The organism is Candidatus Nitronereus thalassa (assembly GCF_032191465.1).
Classification (GTDB): Bacteria; Nitrospirota; Nitrospiria; order Nitrospirales; family UBA8639; genus Nitronereus; species Nitronereus thalassa.
Genome location: NZ_JAQOUE010000001.1, coordinates 3,217,007 through 3,240,103, shown reverse-complemented (window position 1 = coordinate 3,240,103; position 23,097 = coordinate 3,217,007). Strand labels below are relative to the sequence as shown.

The following is a 23,097-nucleotide window of genomic DNA, read 5'->3' as shown; positions in this document are numbered from 1 at the left end:
TTGAGCTGTAACAAAACTTTTTTTCATTTGACTCTTGACTTATACCGAACGTTCGGTAAATAATGCGGCAACCAAGGAGCAAGCATGCCCATCACAAAAGTCCATGAAGATGAATTACTGAACCGGCTCATGCACGTGTTTCGAACCTACGGGTATGAAGGGGCGAGCCTGAGCGTCATTTCGGAGGCCACGGGTCTCCAACGTGCCAGTCTGTATCACCGATTCCCCGGAGGAAAGGAAGACATGGCCAAAGCCGTGTTGGGCCGCGCGGGGGAATGGCTCGCGACAAGGGTTTTAGGTCCACTTTCCGGCCCGGGAACCCCGGAAGAACGCATCCGGAATATGGGGAAGGAACTCCACGCGTTTTATGCCGGAGGCAAGAATTGTTGCTTATTTGATTCCCTTTCCTTTGGGTCAAATGACAACATCATTCAACAGAATATCCGGCAAGGGATGAGCGCGTGGGTGGATGGACTCGCGAAGGTTGCGCGTGAAGCTGGCGTCTCCCCAAAGAAAGCGAAGCAGCAGGCGCAAGATGCCGTGAGTCAGATTCAAGGTACGTTGGTGGTCGCCCGCGTGATAAAGGATTATGGGCCGTTTGAACGCATGCTCGATGATTTGCCGAGGACTTTGTTACGGAAGAATTGATGAGGACTCTACCCCACCTGCTCATGCCCTCTTCGGACCTTCGCCCCCTTAGAAAAGGGAGGAATAGGAGGAAGACTTTTCTCTGTTCCCCTCCTTTGCAAGGAGGGGCGGTGGGGAGTAAGAGGGCGCTTTATGAACTTATCCAATGTGATGAAAACCAACAAAAGCGTGGAAAACTCTACCTCACCTATCCTCTCCTTACAAAGGAGAGGAATGAATTAAGAACTCTACCCGGGGCATATATTTTTTGCCCTATAACTATACCGAACGTTCGGTAATATCATTCACTTTCAACTTTTTAGGAGGACTACATTATGAAAGTCACCGTCGCTATTTTTTCAGATCCCAAGAATGGTTCAGAGGAAGCTCTCGGTCGCGTGTTTAATGGGTTGGCCTCGGCTTATGACTTTAAACAGGCGGGCGACGAGGTGTCTGTTGTGTTTCAAGGTGCGGGCACGCGCTGGATTGGTGAGCTCACCAAGAAAGATCACCCGGCGCATGAGTTGTTTGAGGCGGTGAAGGATCAAGTCGCCGGTGTGTCTTGTGGCTGTGCTGATGTGTTCGGCGGTGCAGAGGAAGCGCAGAAGTCCGGTTTTGATTTGATTAAGAACAATCCGATTCCCGGCACTTCCGGATTGAACAGTTTTCGCACGGCTGTTGCGGAAGGTTCGACGGTTCTTACGTTTTAACTCGAATCGAAGATTCTACCCCACCTTTATCCTCCCCTTACAAAGGGGAGGAAAGGGAAAAGCAAGCCTACTTAGTCTTAGTCACGTTATTGGGTCTTGGTTCCCCTCCTTTGTAAGGACGGGAACTTTTTCCGAAGAGGGAAAAGTTGGGAGGTAGAGAAGGTCAGTAGAATTATTGATTGTCATGAGAACAGATAAAAGCGTGAAAGACTCTACCCCACCTTCCCTCCCCTTACAAAGGGGAGGATGGGATTAGGAGGGCTACCCCACCCGCAGTTCCCTTTGGAAATTGCGCCCCTTACAAAGGGGAGGAAAAGAGGTTTAAGGAGCAGGACTATGAAGATTGAAAACCCATATCACGAAGGTGAATTAGCGGTGCAGGATCGTGTGGGAGTTTTGGATGAGGGCGCGATGAATTCGCGCGTGATTCAAGATTCCATCATTAAAGGGGCGTTGCGTTTTTTGAATCAACTGCCCATGGCGGTTTTTGGCAGCTTGGACCAGGATGACCATGTGTGGGCTTCGTTCTTCATCGGCACGCCGGGATTCATGCATGCGGAGGATGACCGCACGGTCACCTTCGACCTCAGCCGCATGCTGCCGAATCCTGACGATCCTTTCTGGAAGAACATTCAACGCAATCCTAGCGTCGGCATGTTGGCTATAGAACTGGCCTCGCGTCGACGGTTGCGGATCAACGGCCGGATTACCCGCGTCTCCGATTCCGTGCTGCAACTTCATGTGGACGAGTCGTATCCCAATTGCCCCAAGTATATTCAGAAACGCCACTTGACGCTTTCGTCAATCGGACTCGACTCGGCTGGATTCGACCTGGTGCCGATCTCCACCGCTTCGGGGGAGGGGCTTGGTCTTACCCAACGTTCCATCATTTCCCAAGCCGACACGTTTTTTGTGGCGAGCATGCATCCCGAACGGGGTGTGGATGCGTCGCACCGTGGCGGCCAATCCGGATTCGTGAACATTGTCGATGATCGGACCCTTCGCATCCCGGATTACATTGGTAACTCCATGTTCAACACCCTGGGCAACTTTACGGCGCATCCCCGCGCCGGGTTGATCTTTCCCGATTTCGAGTCCGGTCGCACGCTGCAACTGATTGGCCGACCGGAGATTCTTTATGACGTGGACAATCTGCCTGATGAGACCGGTGGCACCAAACGGTATTGGCTACTGCACATTGATCGCTGGTTGGAGACCACGCCCGCCGCTCCCGTGACCTGGGAGTTTTTGGATGCGTCGCCATACAACCCAACACCGATTGCTCACGACTAACAATGGGAATGTTGAAAAAAGCCGCCAGCGGCGTTCTCGCCCTTTTGCCGTGCTCACGTACTCAGCGTACGCTCCGCGCGTCAAAAAGACTGCGGCCTTGCTGGACGGACTTTTTTGAACATTCCCATCCCATTGGTGATGTCGAGCTTACCTGGAACTTGCATTACCTACTGTATTCAACAGCCCCAAAGATACAAAGGACCAATACAATCCTTAACCCAATTTATTAAGAGGCCGGACCATGATGAATTCTACTCAACCTTCACTTACGCATTCTGTTTCCGTGGCCATAAACGAACTTGAATATTCTTTGGGAGAACTCATTCCTGACTCCCCGGCCCTAAACTCAGTACAATATCAATCTGTCGTGCTGGATGCTGAGTCCCCAGAGCAGGAATTGCTGCACGCTCTCCGCAATGGAGATGAAGCGGCATTCGGCTCGTTGGTCGACCGCCACCATACTCGTTTGCTACGACTGGCCAAGTCTTATGTGCCCTCCGACGCCGTGGCGGAAGAAGTGGTTCAAGAAACGTGGATGGGTGTACTGGAGGGCATTCATCGATTTGAAGGCCGGTCTTCTTTGAAAACGTGGATCTTTCAAATTCTGACCAACCGTGCCAAGACCCGAGGGAAACGCGAAAGCCGGTATGTATCGTTTACCGAAGCTACGTTCCCGGGTGATGAAGATGATGATCTTGGTTTGGAGCCGGAACGGTTTCACACATCTGGTGCCCTTGCCGGACATTGGGCGTTACCTCCATCCACTTGGGATGAACAGACACCGGAACGGCGGCTGTTATCGAAGGAAGGCATGGCGCTCATGGAGAACGCCATCCATTCCCTTCCGGCGAATCAACGGCAGGTCATGATTCTCCGTGATATCGAAGGCCTCGAGTCCGAAGAAATTTGTGAGCTCTTGACTATCTCGCCATCCAACCAACGCGTGCTCTTGCATCGGGGCCGATCCAAAGTTCGTTCGGCACTTAATGATTACATGCAAACCTCTTCGCCAGGAGCTTAACTGATGATGATTTTTGATTCTTTATTCCCCTCCTTTGTCAGGAGGGAAACTTTTTCCGAAGAGGGAAAAGTTGGAAGGGAGAGGTTAGGCTTCCATAGATCTACACGTGTGACTGCCTTCATTCCTTCTTGATCAATGGCCAGCTCCCTCTCGTTGCCTATTCGTCAAACGCATTTAGAGCTTGCAGACCTTCTGTGCGAGTTCCTCAACCAAGACTTTTTGGTTTTCGGAATATTCAATCGGCAGATCGATGAGATGAACCCCGCCAGCCGTAAAGGCCTGTTCAAAAATTGAAACGAGATCTTCCGTTGCTTGAACGCGATGGCCGGTGGCGCCAAAGCTTTCAGCATACTTCACAAAATCAGGATTACCAAATTCCAATCCCCAATCCTCAAATCCGGAGGCCGTTTGCTTCCATCGAATCATGCCATACGCGGAATCATTCAATATCGTCACCACTAGATTCAGCTTCAACCGAATCGCCGTTTCCAGCTCTTGGCTATTCATCATGAATCCACCGTCTCCACAAATCGCCATGACACGCCGATCAGGATACAGCATCGCGGCCGCCATGGCTGACGATAGCCCCGCGCCCATAGTGGCCAACGCATTATCCAAGAGCACCGTGTTGGGTTGATGGGCTTTGTAATTTCGCGCAAACCAAATTTTATAAATCCCATTGTCCAACGCAATGATGTCGGCGTCACCCATGACCTTTCTCGTATCTGCTACCAGACGCTGGGGAATGATGGGAAATTGAAGATCGTCATGTCCTTCCGCAATATGGGTTTCAATTTCACCACGAACGGTATCGAAATAGGCGGTATCACAGGAAACGGGCCCACCAAGTTTTTCCTGTAGACGCGTCACCGACCGTGCCACGTCACCCACGACTTCCAGCTGTGGGAAATACACTTCGTCAACCCGGGCGGCTTTGTAATTGATATGAATGACTTTCTTCCCACTTTCCGTCATGAAAAACGGCGGTTTTTCTATCACATCATGTCCGATATTAATGATCAAATCTGCTCGATCAATGGCGCAGTGAAGATAATCGCCGGAGGATAACGCTGCCGTGCCCAGAAAGAAATCAGAACGTTCATCAACCACCCCCTTGCCCATTTGGGTCGTAAAAAAAGGAATACGGGTGGTCTCGATAAAATTCGACAACGCGCGATGCGCCTCTTTCCGATTTGCCCCAGCCCCGATGAGCACCAACGGCATCCTCGCAGCCTTGATAAGACCCACCGCTTCCTGAAGCACGGCATCATCGGCAACCGCATAATGCCGAACGTGAGGTGTCAGCACCGGTTGGGTCGTCTCCTCCGCGGCAATATCTTCGGGCAACTCCAATAACACGGGTCCGGGGCGTTCCTCCTCAGCCAAGCGAAAGGCTTCGCGGACGAGCGCAGGAATGGTATTACCATGAACAATCTGTTTGGCCATTTTGCAGATCGGCGAAAATAAACTGACAATATCCACAATCTGAAACTGCCCTTGCTTGGATTGTTTAATGGGTTTTTGACCGGTGATCATCAGAAGCGGCATCCCCCCAAGCTGCGCAAACGCGGCCGGAGTGGCCAGGTTCGTCGCGCCAGGACCCAAGGTCGTCAAACACACACCGGCCTTCCCGCAAAGACGGCCATACGTAGCGGCCATGAATCCAGCCCCCTGCTCATGTCGGGTTAACACCAGCTTGATGCTTGACTGTCGCAAGGACTCAACCAAATCCAGATTTTCCTCACCTGGAAGCGCGAACACATATTCCACACCTTCTGCTTCCAAGGCACGTACAAGGAGATCCGATGCTTTGAGTTTTTTCCTCGACTGTTGATCGCTGTCGTTCCTACGCGCCATTTTTTGTGTCCTTCCTTATTTCCTCATCGAGAAAGACTCGACGAAAGGCCTACTCCCGAAAAAATTCGCTCCTGCTTAGAGCATTTCAATCTTTTTTGATTATGGGGTTCAGTAGCATTATGCCATACCATTCCTGAGATGGAGAGCACCACCCCATCAGAAATTAGAGGCGCCAGTAAGAGAATATGAGGAGTTTGGCATGAGTCGTGAGTACCAACTCATGTTGCGCCATCACGCGGAATTCCCAACAACGTCATTTTCGTTCATCTTTTGGCGTTAACCGTGCGACAGCTTCTTTCTGTCCCAAGAGCTGGGCCTCCTCCAGGGGCGTCGCATAATCATCGACCCTTGTTTTGGCATCAGGATTCGCTCCATGCGCTAAGAGAAACTCAATCATGGGAACGTCGTTCCCAGCCGCGGCATAGTGCAGGGGCGTATAGTCGTTCACGCCCCGCTGCTGAATGTCGGCGCCGAAGGTGAGCAACAGTTTCAGGAGTTCTGGTCGGTCCGATCGCTCGGGGCAAGACAACGCCGCGATGAGGGAAGGAAAGCCTGCATGATCTTCATAGTTGGGATTCGCGCCCAATTCCAGGAGCGTTTGTATAAACGCGAGGGGGCTATGGTAAATGGCATATTCCAACACCACACCGATACCCAATGGTCCGCAACAGTTTGGAAAATCCGGGGGATCACCTAACGCCAGTTTTAGCGCTGAAAGATCGCCATTTTTAAACGCTTCGTGGATGTGGAGTTCATTGGCCATGTCCCACCATTCCCTTTTTCATTGAGCACTAATTTTTTCTTCCCCCTGTAACGAATGATCCGTTGAGTATACTACATTCGAAATATACAGATCTGTATACATTAACCACAACAACCTTCAAACGCTGAAAAGGAGATACACCATGAACGTTAAAACCTTTTTACCAGTGGTCGCCTTGTTCGTCGCCATGGTGGCCACCCCGGTGTTCGCCCAAGATGTCGCCCATAGCACACCAGGCATTGGTGGCTATGATCCGGTCGCCTACTTCACCGAAGGCGCGGCCAAACGCGGCAGCGGGTATCATGTCGCAGATTACCAGGGCGTGACCTATGCGTTCTCCAGTGAAAAACACAAAGACATTTTCGAAGCCAACCCGAGCAAGTATGCCCCAGCCTATGGGGGATGGTGCGCCTATGGCGTGGCGGTTGGAAAGAAATTCGTGGCCGACCCAGAAGTCTGGAAGATCGTGAATGGAACACTTTACGTGAATTTGGATCGAAACATTCAAGCCAAATGGAACAAAGATATACCAGGTCACATCAAGACTGCGAATGAAAATTGGAAAGAGATCCGAGACAAAGCCCCAGCGGATCTTTGATGACATACCAAGAGAACGCCCGTGGGCCATACGCCCACGGGCCGTTTTAGAATATGGTGAGGATCATGACGACATTCAATCAAGGCAGAAATCTACAACTCCCGAGAAGGATTCCAGGAAACCTGGTTCCCGTATTCAAGACACCAGGGCGAATGCGCTTGCCACATAAAATCGTTGGGCAGAAGAAACGTCTTGTCGCCCCAGCGTTTTATGTCGGATGGCAGGAAGGCGCAAACCACACAGAAGGGTTTTCTCTTTATACACTGCTGGAAGAGATACCTGGTCATTCTCAATGGTCCACGGTATCGGGAAAAACATTAGAAGATGCGGGGTTCATGCTCCCCACTCGGAGAACCGGACGGGAGCATTCCCACACACAAATTAACAATCTGAACCTTACCTTGGAGTCTACGAGAACTGCGGCGTAACAGGACGGCTGTCCTGTTTGCTGGAAGGCCTTGCGTCACAGACTATAGGCCGCGGACTCACAACGAGTTTTCGTCACCCACGAAATGTCACTAGATTGTTCAATGAGGATCAATGAGATGGATTTTCTTATATTCTTCAAAATCAAGCACTTGTGCAAACTCACCACATGGCATGCACCTTGTAATAGCGCGACAGTATGATCTTAGATTTTTTACTCAACACCAACTCGTTCATTCAAGGGAGATTCTCCATGCAGACGGCCGCCTCAACACCTATGCCCCTCAACGTAATTGAAGACATCCTCACGAGACCGGTTCGTCTCGGACCTTACGAATTATCCAATCGAATCGTGATGGCACCGCTTACCAGAAATCGAGCTGGCGCAGGCAATATACCCCAACCTCTGAATGTTGAATATTACGCCCAACGTGCGACGGCGGGCCTGATCATCACGGAGGCCTCCCAGGTTTCTGCGCAAGGGGTCGGTTATCCGAACACGCCGGGCATTCATACGAAAGAGCAAGTGAAAGGCTGGAAAAAAGTCACGGAGGCCGTCCATCAACAACACGGGCGCATCTTTCTCCAGCTGTGGCATGTAGGTCGAATCTCTCACCCGTCCCTGCAACCCAACGGAGCACTGCCGGTCGCACCGTCAGCCATCAAGCCAGACGGGGACGCCTACACATACCAGGGCCTTCAGCCAATGGTGACCCCGCGCGCACTCAAGACCTCCGAAATTCCAGGGATCATCGAACAATTTCGCGACGCTGCCCGCAACGCACTCAAAGCCGGATTTGATGGCGTGGAAATTCACGGAGCCAACGGCTACCTCCTTGATCAATTTTTGCGTGATGGCACGAATCATCGTACCGATGCCTATGGTGGATCAGTTGAGAATCGGGCACGTCTCTTGATGGAAGTTACACAAGCGGTGACCGAGGTATGGGGTGCTGATCGTGTGGGCGTGCGAATCTCGCCGGTCCATATCTTTAACAGCATGTATGACTCGCAGCCACACCTCACGTTTGGCAATGTCGCGAAACAATTAAACCAATTCGGGCTCGCATACCTCCATGTGGTGGGAAGTCGGTACGGCGATGGGGCCTATCCCGTTCGTTCCGGGCAACCGTTCGACGAGCAAAAGCTGCGAGAGGCGTTTCACGGAATGTATATGGCAAACGCCGGCTATGATCGAAGCCGAGCCTTGGCCGGGCTTAATTCCGGAGACGCGGATCTCATCGCCTTTGGCTCCCTGTTTATTGCCAATCCGGATTTGCCTTTGCGTTTGAAATTGAACGCGCCGTTGAACCAACCGGATCCCTCAACATTTTATGGTGGGACTGAAAAAGGTTACACGGATTATCCATTCTTGGACTCCACGATAGCCACGGAAAGTTTATCTCAGGTCGCTTAATCAATTTTAAGAAGAAAGGGAGGCAATCCATGTCACACACCGTACTTATCAAGGATACAGTTTCTGAAAAAGAAGAGGCACTCGATGCCATCTCATCCGTCATCCAGAGATACGTCCAGGGTGGACGCAAAGGTAAGGCATCGCTGATGAGGCCCGCGTTTCACGACAATGCCACGATTCATGGATATTTTGGTGCCAGTCTCCTCGCCGGCCCCATCACCATATTATTTGATTGGGTGGATACGAATCCGCCTGCCTCGGACTTGGTGGCGTACATCGTGAACATCGATGTTGCGGATACCGTAGCCACCGCACGGCTAGAACTCCACAATTGGCTGGGCTTCCGCTTTACCGATCTGTTCACGCTGTTGAAAGAAGATGGCCAATGGATCATCACCTCCAAAGTGTTTCACACGTATTAAGGGATGCAAAGGAAAACCGTTCGGCTACGATACATTTAAAAAGGCGACCAGGTTAGTATTGTTAGCCCTGTGAATAATGTCCATTCTTGTGAGGCACCGGTCAGGCCAAACGCCACGCCGGCATCGCCTACGACTCGTGGTGTGATCGCATAGCTCAGCGCACTTAAATATTGGAGAAAGGGCCGAACCCCTTCCCGGTGAGAGCCAAAAAATTCCCCGGCAACACCGACTCGATCAGTCACGGAATAAGAGGCAGTCGTCACCCAACCCACCTCATTTTTTCCCTGCGTCCCTTGGGCACCTCCCAACCGTGTATAGAGCAGGTTTAAATCCAGGCCGAATTGGCCATAGGCCAGACTATAGATTCCATTGAGTAAGAAATCCGTGCGATCCGTTCCAATGGTGCTCGGCGCACTAGGAAACTTCATTCCTCCTTCAAGACCGAATGCCGACGGCATGATGGTATTCAGTGGATGGACAAGCTTGACAAGCCCAGTGATATCGCCGAACCCGCTTTGGGTTGGACGATTCGCTTGATCTTCCATGACCACGGCCTCTCCACCGATCAATACCCCGATTCGTTCGGTAAAGGCATACTTGAGGAGATAAGGGATGCTATGCCGATGACGCTCTGTGGACTTGGCCTTCAGAGATTGCCAACCCATTTCAACTTCTACATAGTTGGGTACCGGCAGATAAGCTGGATTCGACACCGTCGGTCTATACGGCGTGGCTTGTAACTCCTTGCCCATGGCTGAAGATGCGATCCCCCAACCACCCACACACAAAGCGAGGCCCGCGCACAATACCCTTCCATAAAATCCGATTGCTCTCCAACAACACAAGTGCATTCTCAATGCTTTCTCCTTTCACATGCTGGCAAGTATCTTGGTTTAATTACGGTGAAAAATGTACTAGTGAAAACCCTGGTTCATGACAGTTTCTCTGCATGAAAAGTGCTCTTGTGTAGTTCCATTGAGCCTTGGCGCACTGATCCCAGTCCTAAAGAATTCGTTTATTCCGAATCTGGTAATACCAACTAATATCCTCAACAGCAAGGAGACTATTATGCGATTTACAATGATCCCCTTCCCCGGATGAGAACTGGTATTCACCATCGCTCAGGGATTTTTCCCTTCGCTCGTCGGGGTATTTGCCAATTTTTCAAATTCATGAGAAATCCAACTTTCGTTGAATTTTATCCTGAATAAGACGGCCATCTTGAGATATAGTGGTAGTACCATGCCTCATCAAAATATCAGACTCCCTTTATTTCTAAAGCCAAATTTTGGCATTCGCGCAAGTTTTGCCGGAATCATTGCACTGTATGTGATTACGATGGTGGGAATGGTTGTTTACACCTTGATGACGTTTCAAAGCCAACGGTCGGATGCGGTGGTCATTGATCTCGCCGGTCGCCAGCGGATGCTCAACACCCGGCACATGATGCAAATCCTTCTTGTCTCTCACGGGGGAGAAGCGGATTATCACTATACCCGCAGGATTCTGGACGAAACCCTGAAGGCCTTGACCTATGGGGGAGAAGCCGTCATCAATCTTGGGGAAGATGAAACAGAGAAGTTGCCACCAGCTCCTACTCAAGACATCCGCCAAATCCTGGAACAGCAACACGACCTCATACAACAATTTACGTTCAAAGCTGATGCGTTTCTCAAACTCGCGGTGACTGATCCGCCTTACCAAGATGCTTTGAAGGAACTTCGTGGTCTATATGTGGACCTTCACAATATCAGTGAGGACGCGGTAAAGATGCTCTCTAGGGCGTCTCGGGACAAAGTCACCGAAATGCTCGAAGGACAGATCGTGGTCGGCGTCATGGTTGGCCTTCTTGGGATCTTGCTCACCCTGCAGGTGACACGAGTTAACCGCGAGCGAGAGCGGGAGACGCTCGAACGCCAAAAAGCCCAAGAGGATTTACGACACAGTGAAGCCCAAGTCCTTCACGCATTACGGCAAAGCGATACCCTCAAGTCTGCCTTGTTGTCCTCAGTCTCACATGAACTTCGAACTCCCTTGACGTCCATTAAAGCTATGGTCTCAAGGGCACTCGATTCATCCCAGGAGGAATCCTCCACCACCCGAAAGGAATACTTGAACTCGATCAATCAAGAAATTGATCACCTCACCCGTCTCGTTGAAAATCTTTTAGACATGTCCAGAATTGAAGCCGGAACCCTCCAACCCAAACGCGATTGGGAACTTTTTGAAGACCTGGTTGAAGGAGCCATTAACTCTCTTGGGAAAAGTTTACGCGCACGGGAACTCCTGCTGGATTTGGAAGATGATTTGCCTCCGATCTTCATTGACGGAGTCCAAATTCAACAAGTATTGGCGAACCTTTTAGATAATGCCATTAAATATTCTCGTGCAGGCTCTGCGATTACCCTGCAGGTCGTTCGCGTAGACGATTCAATTGAGGCACGCGTATCCAATACCGGAGAGGGCATCACCCCAACAGAGATCCCCAAAATTTTCGAACGGTTTTATCGCGTTCGTTCCCGAGGAGACCGCAGCATTCGAGGGACTGGCTTAGGATTAGCCATTTGTAAAAGCATTATCGAAGCCCATGGTGGTAGAATCTGGGTAGAATCTGTTCCTGAGCACACCACCAGGTTCATCTTCACGATTCCACTGAATTTTGATAACCAGAAACCGGGACCACCAGGACCAGGAGCAGAAGAAAGTTCTCATCATGAATAAGGGAGCACGGATTTTAGTTGTCGATGACGAGCGGGAAATCCGGCGCTGCTTGCAAATGAGTCTGGAAGAGAAGGGCTATGCCGTTCTCCCCGCCGAAACCGGGGAAAAAGCCTTAGACCTCTTACAACAGAGTCCCGCGGACGTCGCCATTGTCGATTTATTGCTGCCAGGCATCGATGGCATTGAGCTGACCCAAAAGATTAGAGAGCGTTCACCGCTCCCCATTATCATTCTCTCGGCCATCGGAGACGACAAAAAGAAAGTGGAAGCCTTGGAGCAGGGTGCTGACGATTATGTGACCAAGCCCTTTAGCATCGAAGAAGTTGTGGCACGGATTCGTTCGGTCTTGCGCCGGGCCGTGGGGTCAAAGGATCTCACCCCCACCCTGACGTTTGGTGATCTCGGAATCGATTTTGAACAGCGAGAAATCTGTCTCAGCGGAAAACCGATCAAGCTCACACCGATGGAATTCGAACTTCTCAAATATATGGCCCAGAACGCCGGAAGGGTCCTCACGCGACGCATGCTGTTGACTGCGATATGGGGGCCAGGCCACGAGGAGGATACACAAAGCCTACGGGTACTCGTGAGACAATTACGAAAAAAAATAGAACATACTCCGGCCCAACCTCGCTTTATCCTCACTGATCCCGGTGTGGGTTATCGTTTCAAATCTGAACCTGCCTGAATTTTACATTTCCTTCCGCTCAACCATTATATCTTTTCACAGGTATCCAGATTTTTATGGTTTTCCCTAAATTTTTTATGGAAATTTTATGCAGAACTGTCGTCCAAAGAATCGAATTTTCACAGTCCCTGGAGGTAAAAATATCATATGGAAGGCATTGAAAAACCCTGCATCGCTGGGGGACGTTGCTGAAAAGGAGATTCCGTGATGTCACACCTAATTAAATGGGGCTTGAGCTTTTCCCTTTTTATTTTCTTTGGTATGGCCAACGTGGCAGAAGCCGGGAATATGAATAACTCTCCGGTGCTCATCAATATGGAAAATTGGGCTCCCTACTACCGGCCCTATGAAGCAGCTGTTCCATCGCAGGTGCCTATTCACTGGAGGAATCCCACGGCCTCTCCGCACACGGTTCGACATGATGATTGTGCCAATGCAGGGCCGTGCCTCTTTGATTCAGGGGCCGTGCCCCCCAATGAGAGCTTTACCATCACTGGGCTCAAACCAGGGCGCTATCCCTATCATTGTGAATTGCATCCCATCATGCGGGGAGAATTGATCGTCACAGATTCGGGAATCGAGGGTCCCGTGGAGTTTGCCATTATCAGCCTCAACGTCAAGCACTAGTGATCATCACATGTTTACTCCTATCGCAAAATTTCCAAGGGAAATTAGGATGAAGGAAGGCCACCCTCCCATTTTGAGTCAAACTCAAAATCAAATCCTCCTCCTTTCCGAAGATCAGGAATTTGTCTATGCCTTGGGTGATGACTTGAATGGGATGGGGCTTCAGGTAACGGTAGAGTCTGGGTCGAAATTTGGGAAGGAGCCCTCCAAATCCCTGCCATACGATGGAATCATTTTAGATTTGGACGTGAAAGAGGAGTCCCATCTTCATGTCTTCCATAACCTTTATGCCCAAAACCGTCAGATTCCCATTGTCGTGGTCGGCACAGAGAAAATGCACTTTGATTTTCTTTTTGCCCTCATCGGTGGCGCCAGGGATTTTCTTGTCAAACCCGTGGACTCTGCCCGCCTTAAATGGCTATGCGTCCGGCTCTTTCTTTAAGAATGCCATGTATCCTCGAACCGAAACTGAACATTCAGAGCCTTGGTATAGATTAAAGACTAGGAGTTTGGATCCCATGGAATGGCAGGCACATTTGTTGGATCAAAGTGTAAGCCAACTTGCACCAAAGGGAGAGGCATTTGCCACAAGATTTTACGAAAGGTTATTTGAAGAGTTCCCAAACCTCATGCCTCTTTTCCATGGAATCTCCATGAAGGACCAGCACAAAAAACTCTGGTCGACCTTAACGGTTGTAGCCCAGGGATTTCGTCATCGTGAGGAATTGACACACACCCTTCTGGAACTTGGGGCGAAGCATAAAACCTATGGAGTCCGCCCTCAGGATTACGACTCCGTTCGGGTCACGTTGCTCAAGACATTTCAGGAATTTCTTGGGGAGTCCTGGTCCACGGAAATGCACTTAGCCTGGTCAATGGCTTTGTATGATGTGAGTCAGGTTATGCTCCAAGGAGCCAGGCCAACGCACTCGCACAACCAAGGCTAATTCCTGTCATCCCAAGGGAAGGGGGATCAATCCAGCCCTCATCCCGAAACAAAAGACCTGGGTCTCATTTCCATAGCTCAACAATAACTCAGCCTACCCCTTCTTTTTCTACGGGACCAGAACTATATATAATACATTCCTCAGAATCACGGCCCATACCTGACTTGCCAATGAACAAGTAAGAAGTACTCTTGATTTGTCCATTCAGCTTCGGATACTCATACGAGTAACATTTCATTAATTCAAATCAAAGAAAATCACACAACGAAAAGGAGGGCATTATGCGATTCATGAATTTGGCACTTATCTGTTTTTTCCTCGTGATGACTACCGTTCCCGGACATGCTGGAGAGAAGCATTCAGACATGCCGATGGATATGCAAAAAATGATGGAGATGTATCAAAAGATGGCGACCCCAGGGGAGCCGCATACATTGTTTGCTAGCCTGGCCGGAAGTTGGACGACCCACATGAAAGAATGGATGGAGCCAGGCAAGCCTCCGATGGAATCCACAGGCAGTGCCGAATTGAAGATGTTGCTGGGCGGACGCTTCCTCTACCAGGAGATCACTGGTCAAATGATGGGCCAACCCTTCTCGGGGATTGGCATCGATGCGTATGACAATATTCAACAAAAATACGTCACTGCGTGGATGGACACGATGGCCACGGGAATTTTTATGATGGAAGGGACGGCAAGCCCAGACGGAAAAACAATTACGCTCACCGGGCACCATGAGGCCCCAGGTGGAGGGCACATGAGCCATCGAGCCGTGTGGACATTGGTAGATGCCAATACACAGACGTTCGTCATGTACGGAACACATCCAGGCAGCAGCAAAATGAAAATGATGGAACTTACCTATACGAGAAAGCATTAAATGGTCGCCTTAATGCGAAGGTGTCGACTGGTACCGTTTATTCAGGTTGATTGAAAGCAACAACGCTACCATGAGATAAAGGCGACCCTACTCAAACCGTATCGATCCTGCGAGATGTAAGTTCGATGGAAAAGTTATGAGAACAGATTGGGAAAAAGTTCGACGATTCGTTTTGATTGCGGCTCTCTGGTTGTCAAATACGATAGGGGGAGAAACGGCCTGGGCCGTGCCAAACCATGACGGCCAGGTGTGGGTTCCCCTCTATAATCAACTCACCTTGTCCGAACGTTTCCGAGGCTGGTTCGAGGTTAATCCACGATTCGGAGATAACATGTCCGAGATTGATCAACTACTGATTCGTCCCGCGCTTGGCTATCAACTCACCCCGAATCTTTCCCTCTGGCAAGGTTATGGGTGGATTACGAACTATCAACCCAATTTTCGAGACGAACATCGTCTGTACCAGGAGCTGAGTTATCGACCGACCCTTTCAGGGTTGCGAATTTTCAGTCGAACCCGCCTGGAAGAACGGTTTGTACGAAGTACGATTGGCGTGGCTCTACGAGCGAGAGAAATGCTTCGAGTGGATTTTCCTATCGGAAGCGAAGGAATTTGGAGACTGGTCATCTATGATGAGTTATTTGTCAACCTCAATACTATTAGCCGTGGCCCCCAATCAGGATTCGACCAAAACCGTGTGTTTGTGGGCATTCACCGAACAGTCAATGCCCTCCTCAGTTTCGATTTTGGGTACCAAAACCAATCCATTAATACCAGTGGTCAGCACCTTGTGGACAAGATGAATCACATCATTCTCTTCCAATGGTTTATCGACTGGAGTCAATTGTAGGAATATTCAGACATGAACTGCGGAGATTATTGCGTTGGGCCATCGAGCTCAGACTGAAGAAGGATCATCCTTAGGCCTTACCGTTGACTTCGGTCGGCATGTTTCCGCAAACCAAGGCTAATGATCCGCTGAAGCAAGTCGGAGTAGGAGAGGCCGGCATGCTCCGCTGATTCGGCAAAATCTTCGCCATAGGCCAATTGGGCATTCGGGTTGGCTTCTAACACATACACCTTATTGTGATCGTTTTGGTCTAGGCGTAAATCGATTCGAGCATACCCGGTAATGGCCAAATGACGATACACACGTTTGGCCACATTGTGAATTTTTTGTTGAAACTCAGGAGAGAGGCCATCGGCCACTTGCGATCGGATTTGATATTTTTTTTGATACTTATCGCTCCATTTGACTCTGGCCGTCGCAATCTTTTTTGCATCTTCTGGTAAATTACTGAGCACCAATTCCCAAATCGGGAGAACTTGAAGCCGGGTATTACCCAGGACCCCGACATAAAGCTCCCGTCCTTCGATATACCGTTCCACCAACGCCCCCGTTCCCACGGAATTGCTGTGATGAATGAAATCGACTCGTTCTTGCAATTTTTCATCATCTTCGACGATTGAAGCCTGGGAGATTCCCAATGAAGCCTCCTCTGTCATGGATTTTACAATCAACGGAAACGTCAGACGTTTAGGTCGTTTTACCTTTCTCCCCACCGGTACCACCATAAACTCTGGCACGGCAATTCGATGATACGACAAGATTTTTTTGGTCCACCCCTTATCCCGGGCCAACATCAGCCCGCCTGGGCTACACCCGGTGTAAGGGACACCGAGTAACTCTAGGTAAGACACAACGTTTTGATCGTAGGTTCGTTGACTGGCAAACTCCTCTAACAAATTAAAAACAATGTGTGGCTTGAAGGTTTCAATAGCATCCCGAATCACTGCTAAATCATTCCATACGCCCACGGGACACACTTGATGCCCCAGATCTTTTAACGTCTCCACCACATCAAATTCGGTTTTCCAAGGCACCGTGGAAAGATCATACCCTTCCACATCATTCGGCGGAACCAAATCCTCATGCATAAGAGCCAGAATGCGAAGTTTTTTCATAACGCCACCCGATGATGACCACCGTGCAAATAGTTCATTGTTTGCACAGTCAACAACACCATGAAGTCCATTTTTGTTTGCTCCTCAGTTCCCACCAATCGCAATTTATGCTTCCGGCAATAGGCAATCATCTCTTTAAGAACTTGGTCAATGGTATATTGGTATTCCCCCGTCCAATACGTGACTCGCTTCCTAACCTCTTTCCGAATTTTTGACAAATATTGGTCGGCTCGGGGATGTTGGCTATAATCGGGATGATCTGAAAAGAGCCGACGTAAGTCTCGTTCATAAAAATCCGGAAAGTCTAAGCCATATCGTTCGCGCTTTTCATGATAATGTTGCCGAAGTGTTTTCTTCTGACTCGAAAGTGGATCAACCCGATGTTTATTCGCTACGGGAGGGGTTTTTCCCACCAGGCTCTGCATCAAATCATCCACGTACTGAAGTTTGCGGAAGGCAGGCCACCCCGCATAGCGTTGCTTCCATTTCGATTCCGGGTCCAACCATACGGCAAAGGTTTCGGCAAAATCCTCGTCTGGATGACTTTGGGCATACCACATGTCCAGATGCACGACATATTTTTTACTATAAGGTTTGGGCGTATACCAATCAGGATAGGCTTGGGAGGAAATTCCAAATAATTCTTGTCGACGACGCAGCCGCCGGAGTCGATAGGCGTTTTCAATGGCATGCCCCGCTTCATGTCGAAGAATACGCAAGCACCATTCCGCGGTTCCGCCTTCGACTTCCAACATTTGATTGAGTTCCAAGCGTTGCAATCGGGGATGGGCCATATAAAAGGGGACCGCAATCCCGGGAACGCCATCGGGGGAAAACCAGTCATCGGACAACCAGCAATGTGGACGAAACTCCAATCCACGCTGCTTCAACTCATGGTCCAATTGGCGAATAAAGGGAGCAATAGGGCTCCCAGGAAGTTTGACCCCTAAGTCGCAAAAACGAAGATCGAGGATTTGCTCATCCGACCAATCCACCCAAGGTAAAATTTGAGGTTCCATAGTCAACTTGAAATCTAAGCCTAAGTGGGGAAAAACCTATGCAAAGCACTCAATGTATTAAACGACTACCAGTGGCGACTGCCATGGAAAATCTTTTCAGCTAAATAACAAGGAAGACGATTCCCGTTACGTAAAACAAAAAATCCAGAAGCTCAAGCGCTGAGATTACTGTATCCGAAGCCTCGCCTAAAAAAAACAAAAAAATTATCAATGGCTAACCTGTCGTTGAGATCACCGTAGAACATGAATATTACGAATCCTGCCCAAACCTTTTTCGCTCGACGCTCCACAACTTAGGGGCTATCCCTCGGTAAGTAATTTTCCGTATTACGCCGATTGGCTTATTTCTTAAAACTGGGATTTCTGTTACTCCCAGAGATGATTCTTTTATTCACTGCTCTTAGGGCAGGAGTACATCATTCTGCCAAAAGGTATGACTTACTTCGCGGGTTTGGCCTTGTGGAGACAAATTTTCATCATTGAATCAAATGGCCAACACCTAAACGTGAAAATACCCGTGGAGAGAAAATGTTGACCGATTCCTTACCTGCGAAACCTGGCCCCAATAGAGGCGGGCCGACATTGTCTCTCAAGAAGCGAAATGCGACCTGGTATTCTTTGGGTTTGATAATGGGAGTAGCAGGGCTTGGGCTCCTGGCACTCAATTACCCTGCCGGTCGTTTTTTGCTCTATGGGTTTGCTCTTTGGCTCACTCTTTCCCTTCCCGTAAATCTACGCATTTTCATTTTTAGTCTTGGCTTCTGCTTCATTCTTACTGAAATAGGCTTTCGCAGTTATGCGATGTATCTTCAAGCCCAGTATCCTGGCCATAGTTATGAGGACATCCTTTGGGAATATGACTCATTACTGGGATGGAAAAAAACCGCCGACCTTGAGGTTGAATTTATCAGGAAAAAGAAGCGCATGCGGACTCAAGTAAAAACCAATTCTCTTGGACTTCGAGATGACGAATATACCTTCCAAAAACCACACGGAACTGGTCGCATTCTCCTTCTCGGGGACTCTGTTACCGTGGGATTGGAGGTTGAAAAAGAGGAGGTCATCGACACAAGACTTGAATCCCGATTATCCTCCGAAGGACAGTTTGAAGTAATTAATGGCGGGACTCGTGGATACGGGACTGATCAGTCGTATCTTTTCATGAAAGAAACTGGCCTGCGGTTTCAACCTGATATTGTCATTTATATTTTTGTGCCCAACGATCCGGAAAATAATGTCACGATTCACAAACCCAATCGGACTTTCGGAAAATCCTATTTCCGGTTAGACCATAATGGTAATTTACTTCTTTCCGGGGTACCAGTTCCCAAAGTTTTTGAGCCCTTCGATCAGTGGATCATGTCGGATCCAGATTTGGAGGCTTATTACAATCAGGGTCTACCAAAGAAAAGTGAACAAAAACAAAAAACCCACGATCCGCAAAAGGCGCTCGACCATCTAAAACATGACCTTTCTTATTTTCAGACTCCAGGGGCACTCAAAGATTTAATCAAGCGGAATAGCCTCCTCACTTCGGTGTTTACCCGTTTGGGACTCATGACAGTTAATTTGCCAGTCAATATTCCTCAACGTATCCTGGATTATCAGTGGAAAATTACAGAAGCACTTGTTGACGCCATGAACAATAAAGCCCAAAATGCAGGGGCAAAATTTCTTGTCTATGAATTCACAAGCGACGGAAAGGCTAATGCGGAGACAACTGTTTTACAGAAAATCTGTGAACGCCTTGAGATTCCCTATTTAAACTCTTTTCATTTATTTCATGAAAAGACAGAAGGGAATAAATTCCGATTCCGTTTCCCTTTTGATGGACATTGGAATGCTCTCGGGCACGATTTAGCCGCGCAAGATATACGGAGATATCTAATTGAAAAAGGCTGGGTGGATTAGAAATAATGACTCACCACATGGGTTCATGACACTTCCAGGAATTTCATTCTCAGTAAGGTTTTTGGTCCAAGACTAAGACAATTTCTAACCGCTGCACCATCAAAGGACATTCGCCGAATGTCCTTTTCGATCAGCCCCCTGACAAGATATGCCTTGCTGGAACCATGCAAAAAGTCAATACTTATACCTTTACCCACTTCATCGGTGAAAAGGAATTCACATTGTATAATGGATGACCAAACCCAGAAAAATTGCAAAATATGCGAGAAGGCCTGGCCTCTTGCGAATCATTTCATTGGGGCCCTTGGACTAACCGATGCCTATCTTTTTGAGGATCAATTTTTCCCCGGATGGACGGTATTGGTTCTTAAAGAACACCAGACTGAGTTGTTTCAGTTGACTCAAGGGGAACGAGGGCAATTGATGGAAGAGGTAAGCCTGGTTGGGGAAAATTTAACGCAAGTTTATTCGGTTCGGAAAATCAATTCTGAATTGCTGGGCAATCAGGTCCCGCATATTCACTGGCATGTGGTGCCTCGACTGATAGCCGATCCCGCCCCGTTAAAGCCGGTCTGGAGTGTTTCCCATGAACCCGTCCGGCTTACAGACAAAGACCTTGCTGAACGCCTTCGTCTGCTTCGCGGGGCTCTTAGGATTTCCTGATTTTCTGGCCGACTTCCAGTCATTGTATCTGATTGAGACAGGGATGTATCCGGAAAGATACATTCTCACCCCTGACCAATAAGAAAAATTGACGTTTCACAAGGGATGCAAAATGGCATGGTCCATGCAATCTCCCTAAATGCCACCTACTCTACTTGCATTGGGACCTCGATGGACGAATTTTTGAAGATGGAGTATGGTTTTGTTCCGTTCACCAGAATACTGAGGTCAAATTTTTCGCATTACCTCGCCAGATGATTCTTCAATTTCTCACGCAGGAGGCGTGATCCATGAGTAATCCAACTGATGACACCAGTACCAAAGGAGGATTGGTATGCCCACGACACCCTTGAAATCGCGTACGCTCGATGCCAGACCGGATCGTGTTGACTTGCGAGACCGCCGTTATCAACCACTGTTGCAATCCCTGCCGCCATCCTTTCCAGAGCCACAGCAGGTGGAGCAACATTTGGCGAGCTATGTGACGGCCAATAGGATTTTGGATCAAGGGCGGGAAGGGGCTTGTACAGGATTTGGTCTGGCAGCGGTGATCAATTACCTGACCTGGAGACAAGCAGTAGGGTCTGGGCTTTCAATTCCCGAAACGGTCAGCCCACGCATGCTGTATCATCTTGCTCGGTTTTATGACGAGTGGCCGGGAGAAGATTACGAAGGCTCCAGTTGCCGCGGTGCCATGAAAGGCTGGCATCGTCATGGCGTGTGCGAGGAGAACTTATGGCCTTATCGGGATAAAGGGGGAAGGGTACGCTTTATTAAACCGTATAAAGGATGGGATGAAGATGCGGCGCTTCGGCCGCTCGGAGCATACTATCGGATTGATAAAAATTCGATCACCGATATGCAAGCGGCCATTCTTGAAGTGGGCGCGATCTATGTCTCCTCGGATGTTCATAATGGTTGGGATGCCAGCCGCTGGAAGAAGGATCCAGATTTCCACATCGCCCTGATTGAGCCACCTTCCGATCGTGAGCGTGGTGGTCATGCCTTCGCAATTGTGGGATATACCCGGCATGGCTTTATCGTACAAAACTCGTGGGGCACGAGCTGGGGCACGAACGGATTTGCTATTCTGTCGTATTCCGATTGGGTCGAAAATGGAACGGATGCCTGGGTCGCGGTGCTCGGTGCGCCGATGGTAGGTGCAAAGTCTCCTCATTACCAGGCCCCCAAGGCACTGACCCGCAAGAGCGCAGAACCTGCACAGTTTTTCGGTTTCTTGAAAAAATCTGACACATCGTTTCAATATCGCAACTCGGCGGTCAAACCGTGGAGTGAAGACGAAGCCTATCGGCATTCCGTGGTCCTAGGAAATAATGGGCTGCTGCTCAATCGGAGCATTCAATTCGAAGGGGCCTTGGATGCTTTTAAGGATCTCATGCTGGATAAACCGCTGGAATGGTTGCAGAACAAAAATCACAAAAAACTCGTGTTTTATGCACATGGCGGGTTGAACAAGGAAGAAGCTTCCATCAAGCGCGTGAAAATTCTTGGTCCCTATTTTGAGGCGAATGGCTTGTATCCCATTTTCTTCACCTGGAAAACCGGCTTCCTCGAAAGTCTTTTGGGCATCATCAAGGATGATATCGAGGGAACGATGCCACAAGAAGCCTGGGGTGATGCGTTCAAAACTCTCAAACAAGCGGTGAAGGAAGCGAAAGACCGTGCCATTGAAGCCATTTGCCAAGAGGTGTTGGTCAAAGCCATTTGGGCACAGATGAAGCAAAACGCCGAAGCCGCCGCCTACTTCCCAAAATCCACCCTAGGGTTAACGACCAGCTACCTGGCACAAATCCGGGAGAATCACCCGGAGACCGAAATCCATTTCACCGGACATTCCGCTGGCTCTATTTTATTTGGATACTTCCTGGACCTCCTCCGTAAACAGAATCTCCCTATCGAGAGTTGCACGCTATTTGCTCCCGCCTGCAGCCTCGAATTTGCGCTGGAACATTATCAGCCGGCAATTGAAAAGAAAATTCTGAAAAAACCCCAATTCAACTTGGAGATTTTGACCGACCCGCAGGAACAAGCAGACTCGGTCGGGCCGTATGGAAAATCGCTCTTGTACCTCGTCAGTCGTGCCTTGGAGGACTTTCACAAAACCCCCTTGTTGGGGATGTCAGAAGCTTGGAATCCAAAGACAACGGCAAGCCCCACTATTTGGAATGAACGTTGTCGCAAGCACGTGGCCGAATGGCAAAAGTTTTGGGGCAGTGCGCCAGGCCCCGAGTTGCTGGGCAAAAGGCAAAAAGAAGTGTGGGACGGACAAGGAGCCATTCCCCTCAGCCATGGGTCCTTTGACAATGACGTACAGGTTATTACGCGAACACTGTCACGAATCGCAGGTGTCAAAAAATTACGTTATCCCGTGGAGACCCTACGCGGATTTTAAATGGTTGATATGGCGGGGCATGTCGAGCATTTAGTGCAGACACACGACATACCTCGCCACCTTTGGCCAGGATACAATCCCCAGGAACAAGAATGGTCAAACGCCTTTTGATACATGAAAATATATTA

At 49.2% G+C, this 23,097-nt stretch carries 23 protein-coding genes; 18 read left to right on the top strand and 5 right to left on the bottom strand.

Annotation, left to right across the window (positions count from 1 at the left end; all coding sequences use genetic code 11):
• Positions 1-84 precede the first annotated feature (84 nt).
• From PPG34_RS14660 to PPG34_RS14645, 4 genes are all read left to right on the top strand, one after another.
• Positions 85-648 (top strand): TetR/AcrR family transcriptional regulator, encoded by a 564-nt coding sequence (locus PPG34_RS14660; protein WP_313834161.1) that lies wholly within the window; start codon positions 85-87, stop codon positions 646-648.
• Positions 649-962: 314 nt separating this feature from the next.
• Positions 963-1,337, top strand: coding sequence for a DsrE family protein (locus PPG34_RS14655; RefSeq protein WP_313834160.1), 375 nt, complete (start codon positions 963-965; stop codon positions 1,335-1,337).
• 246 nt (positions 1,338-1,583) lie between these two features.
• Positions 1,584-2,630 (top strand): pyridoxamine 5'-phosphate oxidase family protein, encoded by a 1,047-nt coding sequence (locus PPG34_RS14650; protein ID WP_313834159.1) that lies wholly within the window; start codon positions 1,584-1,586, stop codon positions 2,628-2,630.
• 241 nt (positions 2,631-2,871) lie between these two features.
• Positions 2,872-3,651, top strand: a complete 780-nt coding sequence (locus PPG34_RS14645) for an RNA polymerase sigma factor (RefSeq protein WP_313834158.1) — start codon at positions 2,872-2,874, stop codon at positions 3,649-3,651.
• Between the two features lie 174 nt (positions 3,652-3,825).
• On the opposite strand, the gene PPG34_RS14640 is transcribed toward PPG34_RS14645, so the two are convergent.
• Together PPG34_RS14640 and PPG34_RS14635 are read right to left on the bottom strand one after the other, a co-directional pair.
• Positions 3,826-5,508: an acetolactate synthase large subunit gene (locus PPG34_RS14640; RefSeq protein ID WP_313834157.1), complete on the bottom strand. Its 1,683-nt coding sequence runs from the start codon at positions 5,506-5,508 to the stop codon at positions 3,826-3,828.
• Between the two features lie 253 nt (positions 5,509-5,761).
• The gene (locus PPG34_RS14635; RefSeq protein WP_313834156.1) at positions 5,762-6,271 is read right to left on the bottom strand and encodes an ankyrin repeat domain-containing protein; all 510 of its coding nucleotides are present in this window, start codon (positions 6,269-6,271) and stop codon (positions 5,762-5,764) included.
• A 142-nt stretch (positions 6,272-6,413) separates the two neighbouring features.
• Here PPG34_RS14635 and PPG34_RS14630 point away from each other — a divergent pair, with 142 nt between their 5' ends.
• The 4 genes from PPG34_RS14630 (at position 6,414) to PPG34_RS14615 (ending at position 9,134) form a co-directional block, all read left to right on the top strand.
• On the top strand, positions 6,414-6,869 hold the full coding sequence (locus tag PPG34_RS14630; RefSeq protein WP_313834155.1) for a YHS domain-containing (seleno)protein: 456 nt from the start codon (positions 6,414-6,416) through the stop codon (positions 6,867-6,869).
• Positions 6,870-6,934: 65 nt separating this feature from the next.
• Complete coding sequence (locus tag PPG34_RS14625; RefSeq protein WP_313834154.1) at positions 6,935-7,297, top strand: hypothetical protein; 363 nt, start codon at positions 6,935-6,937, stop codon at positions 7,295-7,297.
• Between the two features lie 251 nt (positions 7,298-7,548).
• The gene (locus PPG34_RS14620) at positions 7,549-8,712 is read left to right on the top strand and encodes an alkene reductase (protein ID WP_313834153.1); all 1,164 of its coding nucleotides are present in this window, start codon (positions 7,549-7,551) and stop codon (positions 8,710-8,712) included.
• 29 nt (positions 8,713-8,741) lie between these two features.
• Complete coding sequence (locus tag PPG34_RS14615) at positions 8,742-9,134, top strand: nuclear transport factor 2 family protein (RefSeq protein ID WP_313834152.1); 393 nt, start codon at positions 8,742-8,744, stop codon at positions 9,132-9,134.
• A gap of 35 nt (positions 9,135-9,169) precedes the next feature.
• Here the strand turns inward: PPG34_RS14615 and PPG34_RS14610 are convergent, their stop codons facing one another.
• Entirely contained in the window at positions 9,170-9,991 is an 822-nt protein-coding gene (locus PPG34_RS14610) for a transporter family protein (RefSeq protein WP_313834151.1), read from the bottom strand.
• A 385-nt stretch (positions 9,992-10,376) separates the two neighbouring features.
• Here PPG34_RS14610 and PPG34_RS14605 point away from each other — a divergent pair, with 385 nt between their 5' ends.
• The 7 genes from PPG34_RS14605 to PPG34_RS14575 all read left to right on the top strand — a co-directional run bounded on the left by PPG34_RS14605 (position 10,377) and on the right by PPG34_RS14575 (position 15,848).
• Positions 10,377-11,855 carry an ATP-binding protein gene (locus tag PPG34_RS14605; protein WP_313834150.1) on the top strand — a complete coding sequence of 493 codons (1,479 nt, stop codon included), beginning with the start codon at positions 10,377-10,379 and terminating at the stop codon, positions 11,853-11,855.
• The gene (locus tag PPG34_RS14600) at positions 11,848-12,543 is read left to right on the top strand and encodes a response regulator transcription factor (RefSeq protein WP_313834149.1); all 696 of its coding nucleotides are present in this window, start codon (positions 11,848-11,850) and stop codon (positions 12,541-12,543) included. The genes PPG34_RS14605 and PPG34_RS14600 overlap by 8 nt, the downstream gene beginning before the upstream one ends.
• A gap of 207 nt (positions 12,544-12,750) precedes the next feature.
• Positions 12,751-13,170, top strand: a complete 420-nt coding sequence (locus PPG34_RS14595; RefSeq protein ID WP_313834148.1) for a cupredoxin domain-containing protein — start codon at positions 12,751-12,753, stop codon at positions 13,168-13,170.
• A gap of 49 nt (positions 13,171-13,219) precedes the next feature.
• Positions 13,220-13,612, top strand: coding sequence for a response regulator (locus PPG34_RS14590; RefSeq protein ID WP_313834147.1), 393 nt, complete (start codon positions 13,220-13,222; stop codon positions 13,610-13,612).
• 7 nt (positions 13,613-13,619) lie between these two features.
• The gene (locus PPG34_RS14585) at positions 13,620-14,117 is read left to right on the top strand and encodes a globin domain-containing protein (RefSeq protein ID WP_313834146.1); all 498 of its coding nucleotides are present in this window, start codon (positions 13,620-13,622) and stop codon (positions 14,115-14,117) included.
• Between the two features lie 281 nt (positions 14,118-14,398).
• On the top strand, positions 14,399-14,998 hold the full coding sequence (locus PPG34_RS14580) for a DUF1579 domain-containing protein (RefSeq protein WP_313834145.1): 600 nt from the start codon (positions 14,399-14,401) through the stop codon (positions 14,996-14,998).
• Positions 14,999-15,134: 136 nt separating this feature from the next.
• Positions 15,135-15,848: a DUF2490 domain-containing protein gene (locus PPG34_RS14575; protein WP_313834144.1), complete on the top strand. Its 714-nt coding sequence runs from the start codon at positions 15,135-15,137 to the stop codon at positions 15,846-15,848.
• 77 nt (positions 15,849-15,925) lie between these two features.
• Here the strand turns inward: PPG34_RS14575 and PPG34_RS14570 are convergent, their stop codons facing one another.
• Positions 15,926-16,963 carry a D-alanine--D-alanine ligase family protein gene (locus tag PPG34_RS14570; RefSeq protein WP_313834143.1) on the bottom strand — a complete coding sequence of 346 codons (1,038 nt, stop codon included), beginning with the start codon at positions 16,961-16,963 and terminating at the stop codon, positions 15,926-15,928.
• A complete protein-coding gene (locus PPG34_RS14565) occupies positions 16,960-17,982 on the bottom strand; it encodes a putative zinc-binding metallopeptidase (protein WP_313834142.1) in 1,023 nt (340 codons plus the stop codon). Before PPG34_RS14565 ends, PPG34_RS14570 begins: the two co-directional genes overlap by 4 nt.
• Before the next feature lie 528 nt (positions 17,983-18,510).
• On the opposite strand from PPG34_RS14565, the gene PPG34_RS14560 reads away from it, so the two are divergent.
• The 3 genes from PPG34_RS14560 (at position 18,511) to PPG34_RS14550 (ending at position 22,969) form a co-directional block, all read left to right on the top strand.
• A complete protein-coding gene (locus PPG34_RS14560; protein WP_313834141.1) occupies positions 18,511-19,893 on the top strand; it encodes a hypothetical protein in 1,383 nt (460 codons plus the stop codon).
• 228 nt (positions 19,894-20,121) lie between these two features.
• A complete protein-coding gene (locus tag PPG34_RS14555) occupies positions 20,122-20,556 on the top strand; it encodes an HIT family protein (RefSeq protein WP_313834140.1) in 435 nt (144 codons plus the stop codon).
• A 334-nt stretch (positions 20,557-20,890) separates the two neighbouring features.
• Positions 20,891-22,969, top strand: coding sequence for a C1 family peptidase (locus PPG34_RS14550; RefSeq protein WP_313834139.1), 2,079 nt, complete (start codon positions 20,891-20,893; stop codon positions 22,967-22,969).
• Positions 22,970-23,097: the final 128 nt, after the last annotated feature.

Bases quoted from the DNA above. Each gene is read 5' to 3' on its own strand.
- PPG34_RS14565 (WP_313834142.1), bottom strand. From the start codon at position 17,982: ATGGAACCTCAAATTTTACCTTGGGTGGATTGGTCGGATGAGCAAATC.
- PPG34_RS14575 (WP_313834144.1), top strand. From the start codon at position 15,135: ATGAGAACAGATTGGGAAAAAGTTCGACGATTCGTTTTGATTGCGGCT.
- PPG34_RS14560 (WP_313834141.1), top strand. From the start codon at position 18,511: ATGTTGACCGATTCCTTACCTGCGAAACCTGGCCCCAATAGAGGCGGG.
- PPG34_RS14660 (WP_313834161.1), top strand. From the start codon at position 85: ATGCCCATCACAAAAGTCCATGAAGATGAATTACTGAACCGGCTCATG.
- PPG34_RS14595 (WP_313834148.1), top strand. From the start codon at position 12,751: ATGTCACACCTAATTAAATGGGGCTTGAGCTTTTCCCTTTTTATTTTC.
- PPG34_RS14570 (WP_313834143.1), bottom strand. From the start codon at position 16,963: ATGAAAAAACTTCGCATTCTGGCTCTTATGCATGAGGATTTGGTTCCG.
- PPG34_RS14580 (WP_313834145.1), top strand. From the start codon at position 14,399: ATGCGATTCATGAATTTGGCACTTATCTGTTTTTTCCTCGTGATGACT.
- PPG34_RS14630 (WP_313834155.1), top strand. From the start codon at position 6,414: ATGAACGTTAAAACCTTTTTACCAGTGGTCGCCTTGTTCGTCGCCATG.
- PPG34_RS14635 (WP_313834156.1), bottom strand. From the start codon at position 6,271: ATGGCCAATGAACTCCACATCCACGAAGCGTTTAAAAATGGCGATCTT.
- PPG34_RS14585 (WP_313834146.1), top strand. From the start codon at position 13,620: ATGTATCCTCGAACCGAAACTGAACATTCAGAGCCTTGGTATAGATTA.
- PPG34_RS14555 (WP_313834140.1), top strand. From the start codon at position 20,122: ATGGATGACCAAACCCAGAAAAATTGCAAAATATGCGAGAAGGCCTGG.
- PPG34_RS14590 (WP_313834147.1), top strand. From the start codon at position 13,220: ATGAAGGAAGGCCACCCTCCCATTTTGAGTCAAACTCAAAATCAAATC.
- PPG34_RS14615 (WP_313834152.1), top strand. From the start codon at position 8,742: ATGTCACACACCGTACTTATCAAGGATACAGTTTCTGAAAAAGAAGAG.
- PPG34_RS14550 (WP_313834139.1), top strand. From the start codon at position 20,891: ATGCCCACGACACCCTTGAAATCGCGTACGCTCGATGCCAGACCGGAT.
- PPG34_RS14620 (WP_313834153.1), top strand. From the start codon at position 7,549: ATGCAGACGGCCGCCTCAACACCTATGCCCCTCAACGTAATTGAAGAC.
- PPG34_RS14645 (WP_313834158.1), top strand. From the start codon at position 2,872: ATGATGAATTCTACTCAACCTTCACTTACGCATTCTGTTTCCGTGGCC.
- PPG34_RS14655 (WP_313834160.1), top strand. From the start codon at position 963: ATGAAAGTCACCGTCGCTATTTTTTCAGATCCCAAGAATGGTTCAGAG.
- PPG34_RS14650 (WP_313834159.1), top strand. From the start codon at position 1,584: ATGGGATTAGGAGGGCTACCCCACCCGCAGTTCCCTTTGGAAATTGCG.
- PPG34_RS14600 (WP_313834149.1), top strand. From the start codon at position 11,848: ATGAATAAGGGAGCACGGATTTTAGTTGTCGATGACGAGCGGGAAATC.
- PPG34_RS14605 (WP_313834150.1), top strand. From the start codon at position 10,377: ATGCCTCATCAAAATATCAGACTCCCTTTATTTCTAAAGCCAAATTTT.
- PPG34_RS14625 (WP_313834154.1), top strand. From the start codon at position 6,935: ATGACGACATTCAATCAAGGCAGAAATCTACAACTCCCGAGAAGGATT.
- PPG34_RS14640 (WP_313834157.1), bottom strand. From the start codon at position 5,508: ATGGCGCGTAGGAACGACAGCGATCAACAGTCGAGGAAAAAACTCAAA.